Source organism: Moorena sp. SIO4A1, from assembly GCF_010672065.1.
Classification (GTDB): Bacteria; Cyanobacteriota; Cyanobacteriia; order Cyanobacteriales; family Coleofasciculaceae; genus Moorena.
The window spans coordinates 1-1,796 of sequence record NZ_JAAHHX010000480.1 but is presented as its reverse complement, the minus strand read 5'-3'; the positions used below and the strand labels follow the sequence as shown (position 1 = coordinate 1,796).

Annotated in this window: 1 protein-coding gene and 1 pseudogene; both read left to right on the top strand. The window is 44.7% G+C overall.

The features are described from left to right. Positions 1–310, top strand: a pseudogene (locus F6K53_RS39690) (RND transporter MFP subunit); the annotation flags it as partial. Between the two features lie 54 nt (positions 311–364). Next, on the top strand, positions 365–1,796 hold a 1,432-nt coding region (locus F6K53_RS39685; protein WP_293085502.1), incomplete at its 3' end, for an efflux RND transporter permease subunit.

Here is a 1,796-nt window from a genome sequence, read left to right as displayed (position 1 = left end):
CGTGACCATCCGCCTGTACCAAGGAAGTAAGAATGTACTGGATGGGGAGCGAGTTTCTCTTTGGATCGCTGTGGCAGAAAACCCCACAGCCCTAAGTGTTCCTCTTAATGCAATTGTCTACCGAGACCAGAAACCCTATGTATTTGTTGTAAATCAACAAGAAAAAGTCGTCAAACTGCGTCCGGTAACAGCGGGGATTAGGGGGATTTCTATGCAAGAAATTTCAAGTGGTGTTGAAGTTGGCGACTTAGTGGTCACAGAAGGACTAAATCGCTTAGTTGATGGCACACCAGTTGAAGTGATTGACTAGCAATTTGGAAAGTTTGTAATTGGTCAGATGACGTTTTCCTTTGGTAGGTAATTGATGAGTAGTAAGCTGGTTTCATCCAACCCTAAACCTGAGGGTTTACAGGATAAAATACATCATAATGGGCATAATGGCCATGATGTGCCTGATGTTAACCGAGCCTCAGGTTTAGCTAAATTCTTTTTCCTGAAAACAGTATTTGGTATTCTCTTGATCGTTTTGCTAACCTTGGGTGGATTGATGGGTTATCAGTCGATGGTCAAAGAAGCCGATCCAGATGTGGAAATTCCCATGGCGATAGTGACTACTAGTTGGCCAGGGGCTGACCCAGAAACCATAGAAACTCAAGTCACAGATAAAATTGAAAAAGAACTCAAATCCCTAAAGGGATTGAAGAAAGTTGAGAGTGCTTCTTTCAACGGTTTCTCCCAGATATCAGTGGAATTTCAAGCGAATGCCAATGTTCAGGAGTCGATGGCACTGCTGCGGCAAAAAGTCGATGATGCTGAACCAGAGATTAATTCAGAGGCTAATCAACCAAATATAGAGCAAATCTCTGCCCAAGATGTCCCAATTTTCTCGATTGCTTTATATGGTAATCTCGATCCGGCGGTGTTCAGTCGGGCGGCGGAAGATATTCAAGAAAGACTCGAAAAAGTCTCGGGTGTACGGGAGGTTAATGTAGCAGGACAACGGAAAGAAGTTATCAATGTCCAACTTATCCCCAGCCGCATGATTACTTTGGGGATTTCCCCAACCACAGTAAGTGACCGCCTCAGAGTTGCTAACCAGGATATGCCCTGGGACCAGATTGAAAATGAACAGATTGGGGCTCAGGTACGATTGTACGGTAGGTTTCGTACCTTGGAAGATTTACGTAGCTTGCCTATCACTCGTTTGGGTGGTAGTTATGGTAGGGTAGTGCGCCTAGATGAAGTTGCCTTAGTACGTCGGGATTTGGAAAGGGAAAAGTCTCGTGCTTTCATTAGTTGGCAGGGTTCTGAGTTTGAACCCACCGTCAGCATGGATGTAGTGAAAGTACCAGGGTCTGACTCGATTAACGTCATCGAAAAAACCTTAGAAGAACTGGAGTCTCTCAAGCAAGACCTCAATGTCTGGCCTTTTGGGATGGATTATCGGATTACCTACAGGCAGGACGAAGAGATTCACGATGAGCAGAATAACCTGATCATTAATGTGATTCAGGCAGTGGTTGGTGTTTTTATCATCTTGTTCATTGCCCTGACCTGGCGAGAAGCCATAATTGCTGGGTTATCGATTCCTTTAACCTTTCTCGGAGCTATATTTCTGCTCTGGCTTGGTGGGTACACCCTCAACAATATGATCTTATATGGGATGGTCATAGCACTAGGATTGCTGGTGGATGTATTCATCTTAATGATGGAGGGGATGCATGATGGACTGTTTGTGGAAGGGTTAACCTTTAATCAGGCAGCCCTTAAGACTGTGAGAACCTATGCAGCACCAG